The sequence below is a fragment of the Streptomyces sp. NPDC025651 genome (assembly GCF_055558735.1).
The window spans coordinates 1-6,361 of record NZ_JBVHLZ010000029.1 but is presented as its reverse complement, the minus strand read 5'-3'; the positions used below and the strand labels follow the sequence as shown (position 1 = coordinate 6,361).

The 6,361-nt window shown below is 73.5% G+C and carries 1 protein-coding gene; it reads right to left on the bottom strand.

Annotated features, from left to right (window positions below):
- Positions 1 to 6,361: amino acid adenylation domain-containing protein (locus ACZ4D5_RS43370; protein WP_467778063.1), on the bottom strand; the 6,361-nt coding region annotated here is incomplete at both ends.

Genomic DNA, 6,361 nt, shown 5'->3' with positions numbered 1-6,361 from the left:
ATGCAACACCAACAACAACCGACCCGCCGGAACGAACCACACGCACTGCACCATCACCCCCGCCACCGGATCGAGCCGCCCCGCCGCCGCCTCCAACTCCTCCTGGAGCACGGCTCCGTCCTCGGCGCGGCGGACGAGCGCCCGCACGTCGACCGAGCCCCGCGGCCGGATCTCCATGGCGTCGTCCATCAGCCGGGAGCGCAGCACGTCGTGACGGTCCATCACGGCGGACAGGGTCGCCACGAGGCCCGGCTCGTCGATGTCCTCGGGCAGCTCGACGACGGTGGACATCGCGAACCGGTCGGTGCCTGCGCCCAGTTCACACAGGTACTTCGCCATCGGCAGCAGCGGCATGCGGCCCACCGCGCCGCCTTCGAGCTCGTCCAGCGCCTCGGGCGCCGCGGCCCCGCCGTCGACCGCCGCCGCGAGTGCCGCGACGGTCCTGCGCTCGAAGATCTGCCGCGGGGTGATCTCCACGCCCTGGGCGCGGGCCCGCGACACCACCTGGATCGAGCGGATGCTGTCCCCGCCGACGAGGAAGTAGTCGTCGTCGACACCCACCCGCTCCAGGCCGAGCACCTCCGCGTACGCCCCGGCCAGGACGGTCTCCGCGGGGGTGGTGGGCGCCCGGTAGGCGGCGCTCGGGACGGGCTCCGGCAGGGCGGCGCGGTCCGGTTCGCCGTCCGGGGTCAGGGGCAGCCGGTCCAGGATCACGAAGTCCGAGGGAACCGCGTGCGCGGGCAGCCGCCGCGCGGCGTGGCCGCGCAGCTCCACGGCGGAGACGCCCGCGGTGAAGTCCATGCTGGTCCCGTCCGACTCCGGGAGGGCGGGGACGACGTAGCCGACCAGGCGGCGGCCGGTCCTGCGGCCCGTGTGCGCGACGGCCACGGCCCGGGCGACCCCGTGGTGGGCGGTGAGTACGGCCTCGACCTCGGCCAGGTCGACGTCGGCGCCCCGGATCGTGACCCGCTCCCGGGGGCGGGCCGTGTCGGCCGCGCCGAGGGGGGCGTCCGGGTGGGCGACGAGCCGGCGCAGCGTCCGGACGAACCCGTCGGCGAGGCTGTCGGCGGTGGCGCGGTCGAACAGGTCCGTGGCGTACTCGAGGTTGCCGACCACGCCGTGGCCCGGCACGTCGGCCATGGTGAGGAACAGGTCGAACTTGGCCGTGCCGGTGGCGATCGTCCTCAACTCGGCGTGCAGGTCGCCGAGCCGGAAGTCGCCGCCCCCGACGGTCTGCCAGCCGAACATCACCTGGAACAGCGGGTGGTAGGCGGTGGACCGCTCCGGGTTCAGCGCCTCCACCAGATGCTCGAAGGGCGCGTGCTGGTTGTCGTACGCGGCCAGCGCCTTGTCCCGCACCTGGCCGAGGAGGGCGGCGAACGAGAGGTCGGCGGGCATCGTGACGCGCAGCACCCAGGTGTTCACGAAGAACCCGACCAGGTCGGCCAGGGCGGCATCGGTGCGGTTGGCGATCGGCGATCCGACGGCGAGGTCGTCGCCGCCGCCGAGCCCGCGCAGCTGCACCGCGAAGGCCGCCTGGAGCACCATGGGCACGGTCGCCCCGTGCGCCGCGGCCAGCTCCCCGACCGCTTCGGCGAGCGCGGCGTCGAGGGCGAACTCGACGAGGTCGCCGCGGTGTCCCGCCACCGGGGGCCGGGGGCGGTCGGTGGGCAGGGCCAAGGGCTGGGGGACTCCGGCGAGTTCGTCGCGCCAGTACGCCGTCTGCCGGGCCAGGACACTCCGCGGGTCGTCCATGTCGCCGAGGAGTTCGCGCTGCCAGAGCGTGTAGTCGGCGTAGGAGACGGGCAGTTCGGGCCAGTCGGGTGCGGTGCCGCGGCATCGGGCCGCGTAGGCGGTGGCGAGGTCGCGGGTGAGGGGGGCGAGCGATTCGCCGTCGCCCGCGATGTGGTGGAGGACGAGGAGCAGGATGTGGGTCGCGGGTCCCTCCTTGAACACGTGGGCGCGCAGCGGGAGTTCACGGGAGAGGTCGAAGGGGTGGGACACCTCCGCGGCGATCAGGCGGTCCGTGCCCGTCGGTTCCGTCTCGACGACGGTCAGGCCGGGTGTCACCTCGTCGGCGGGGAGGATGCGCTGGTGGGGCACCCCTTCGTCCTCGCCGACGAGGGTGCGCAGCGTCTCGTGGCGCGCCACCACGTCATGCAGCGCCAGGCGCAGCGCGGGGACGTCGAGCGCGCCCGACAGGCGGAGCACCACGGGCAGGTTGTAGGTGGCGGAAGGACCCTCGAAGCGGTCGGCGAACCAGAGCCTGCGCTGGGCGTACGACAGCGGGATCCGCTCGGGCCCGGGTGCGGCCCTGCGCAGCTCGGGCTGGGCGGAGGTGCCCGCCGAGACGTGGGCGACCAGTCGGGCGACGGTGGGCGAGTCGAAGACGGTGCGGATGGGCACGTCGGCGCCGATGACGGTGCGGATGCGGCTGATCAGGCGCGTGGCGAGCAGCGAGTGGCCGCCCAGGGCGAAGAAGTCGTCGTCGATGCCGACCCGGGCCACGCCGAGCACCTCGGCGAACAGGGCGCACAGGATCTCCTCGCGCGGGGTGCGCGGGCCCCTGGATCCTTCGGCGCCGCCCGAGAACTCGGGGGCGGGCAGGGCGGCCCTGTCCAGCTTGCCGTTCGCGGTCACCGGCAGGGTGTCCAGGACGACGAGCGCGGACGGCACCATGTACTCGGGCAGCCGGTCCCCGGCCCGGCCGCGGACGTCGTCGGCGAGACGGGCGGGGCCGTACCAGCGGCCGCGGTCGTCGGGGAGTGCGGCCGGGGCGGTGTCGGCGGCCGGGCGACGCACCGCGTACAGGGAGTACATGCCGGTCCTCGCGAGCTCGTCGGAGCTCTCCACCGTGATGTGGAAGCCATGCTCCTCAAGGAGGGCGACGACGGTGTCGAGGCGTCCTTCGATGTCGTGGACCTCGGCGACGATCTGCTGGACGAGCGGCCAGTGCTCGGGCTCGATGCCCAGCAGGACGTCGAGTTCGCCCTTCTCCGCGTCGACCTTCAGCAGGTCGACGGTGCCGATGTCGTTCTCCCGGATCATCTGCGAGAGCGTCCGCAGCTCGACGTCGACGGGCACGCTCCGCAGCCGCTCCGTGAGCAGGTCGGCGAGTACGTCCTCGTCGCTGCCGTCGCGGCCGCGCGCGTTGTCGATCACCCGCTCCAGCATGTGGCGCTCCTCGCCCTCGTCGGCGAAGCGCCCGGAGAGCAGCGACATCTCGGGGTAGTAGGTGAAGACGGCGCGGCCGGGCTCGCGGCCGAGCGCGCAGTTGTCGATCCGGACGTCGATGCCGTGGATCTCGGCGTTGAGCCGGAAGAACTCCGCCAGTTCGGGCATCGGCTCGAAGGCGTGGATCCTCGCGTCGGGTCGCAGGGTCCGCACGAAGAGGGAGAAGAGTCCGACGTGTCCGCCGACGTCCACCACGCAGGCGCCTTCGGGGAGCGTCACGCCGCCCCTGAGGTACTCGTTCCTGGTGAAGATCTCGTCGTACAGGAAGAGCGTGTTCGACCGGTTGCGGGCGGCCACCAGCATGCCGTTGGGCAGTTCGTGGAGTTCGACGCCGTCGAGCCGGCCCGTTCGCCTCAGCCGGGCCAGCCGCCGCACTTCCGGCGCGGTGTCGGCGGCGGGGACGACGTAGCCCACCAGCTGCCGTCCGGCCGGGGTCTCCCGGGCGACGACGGCGGCGTGTTCGACTCCGGGGTGGGCGGTCAACGCGGCCTCGATCTCGCCGGGTTCGACGCGGAATCCGCGGATCTTGACCTGGTCGTCGGTCCTGCCGAGGTATTCGAGGCGGCCGTGCTCGTCCCAGCGGGCCCGGTCGCCCGCGCGGTACATGCGGCTGCCCGGGGCGCCGAAGGGGTCGGCGACGAAGCGCTGCGACGTCAGTCCCGGCCGGTTCAGGTAGCCGCGGGCCAACTGGTCCCCCGCGATGTACAGTTCGCCGGCCACACCCGGCGGGACCGGGTTGAGGGCGCCGTCGAGGACGTACATCCGGGTGTTCCACACGGGACTGCCGATGGTGACGGGCTCCGTGTCCGCGCGCGGGACAGGTGTGGCGGTGACGTCGACGGCGGCCTCGGTGGGGCCGTAGAGGTTGTTCAGCGGTGCGTCGAGGAGCGCGTAGTACTGGTCGCGCAGGTGCGGGGGCAGGGCCTCGCCGCTGCAGATCACCTCGCGCAGGCCGGTGCAGTCGCCGGTGGCGGGCTCCTGGAGGAACGCCTGGAGCATCGAGGGGACGAAGTGGGCGACGGTGATCCCGGACTCCTGGACGAGGCGGGCCAGGTAGGCGGGGTCGCGGTGGCCGTCGGGCCGGGCCACGACGAGCGTCGCGCCCGCGATCAGGGGGAGGAAGACCTCCCAGACGGACACGTCGAAGCCCAGCGGGGTCTTCTGCAGGATCCGGTCGCCGGGGGCGATGGCGTAGGCGTCCCGCATCCACAGCAGCCGGTTCATGATCGCGGCGTGCTCGACGAGGACGCCCTTGGGGCGGCCCGTCGACCCGGAGGTGTAGATCACGTACGCGGGGTGCGCCGGGGTCGGCGGGCCCGCGCGCTCCGTGTCGACGGGGCCCGCGGCCGCGCCCGGCCGCGCCGGGGCCGGGTCGTCGACGGTGAGCCGCCGGGCGCCTTCGGGCACGGGGGTGCCCGGTGCGGTGAGGGTGAGCAGGGGGCGGGCGTCCTCGTGCAGGTAGGTGATGCGCTCGGCGGGCAGGCCGGGGTCGACGGGCAGGTAGGCGCCGCCGGCCTTCAGGACCGCGAGGAGGGCGACGACCATGTCGAGGGAGCGGGGCAGCATCACCGCGACGGCGGTCTCGGGGGCGACGCCCTGGGCGACCAGGTGCGTGGCGAGCCGGGCCGCTCTCCGGTCGAGCTCCCCGTACGTGAGGGTGGTGCCGTCGAACTCCACGGCGACCGCGTCGGGGGTGCGGGCGGCCTGGTCCTCGAACGCGCCGGGGAGGGTGCCGACGGGCACGGCCCGTGCGGTGTCGTTCCACCTTTCGACGACCTGCTCCCGCTCGGCGGGGGCGAGGACGTCGATCCGCCCGACGGGGCGGTGGGGGTCGTCCGCCACTTGCCCGAGGACCCGCAGGAACCGGTCGGCGATGACGGTGGCGGCGTCGCGGTCGATCACCGCGTGCTGGTGCTGGAGGGCGAGGCGCAGATGCGGGTCGGCGTCGGCGGTCACGGCGATCGGGTAGTGGCTGCCGCTGAACGGGGTGAGACCGGTGATCGTCACTCCGGCCTCGCTGTTGGCCTCGCTGATGCCGACGCGGTCGACGGGGAACGACTCGAAGACCACGACGGTGTCGAAGAGGGCGCCCCGCCCCCCGGCCCGCTGGATGTCGGCGAGTCCGTGGTGATGGTGGTCGAGCAGGGCGGCCTGCCGGTTCTGCAGGGCGGTCAGCAGCTCCGCGAAGGGCTCCGCGGGCGCGCACTTCACCCGTACGGGCAGGGTGTTGATGAACAGGCCCACCATGGAGTCGACGCCTTCGACCGCGGCGGGGCGGCCCGAGACCGTCGCGCCGAACACCACGTCCGCGCGCCCGGTGAGCCGTCCGAGCAGCACGGCCCAGCTGCCCTGCACGAGGGTGCTGAGGGTGACGCCGAGTTCGGCGGCGCGCCGGGAGAGCGCGGCGGCGAGGTCGGTGGTGAGCGGGACGTCGACCGACCCGATGTCGGACGTGGCCTCCTGCGACCGGGCGCCGGGCACGAGCAGGGTCGGCTCGTCGACCCCGTCGAGCTCGGCCGCCCAGGCGTCGGCGGCGGACGCGCGGTCCTGCCGGGAGAGCCAGTCCAGGAAGTCCCGGAAGCCACGGAGGCGGGGCAGCCGTGAGCCGTCGCCGCTCGTCCCGTACAGCCGCAGCAGGTCCCGCATCAGGAGCGGTACGGACCATCCGTCGAAGAGGACGTGGTGCGCGGTGAAGACCAGCTCGAAGCGGCCGGGGCCGAGGGTCACCAGCGACATCCGCAGCAGTGGCGCTGTCTCGGGGTCGAAGTGCGTCTCGCGGTCGCGGGCCAGCAGCAGGTCCAGGTCCTCGGGGCCGGCGCCGGTCATGTCGTGGTGCTGCCAGGGGAGTTCGACGTCGTCGAGGACGAGCTGTACGTGCTCTCCCGCGGCGTTCGTCACGAAGGCGGTGCGCAGGGTGGGGTGACGGTCCAGGAGGGCCTGTCCCGCGGCCCGCATGCGCAGGGGGTCGACGTCACCTGTGAGGTGGTAGACGAACTGCACGTGGTACGCGTCGAACGCGGCGTCGGCCAGCAGGGCGTGGAAGAGCAGTCCGGACTGGAGTGCGGTCAGCGGCCAGATGTCCCTCAGGGAGGGGTACGTGCGCTCCCACAGCTCGATCTCGCTCTGC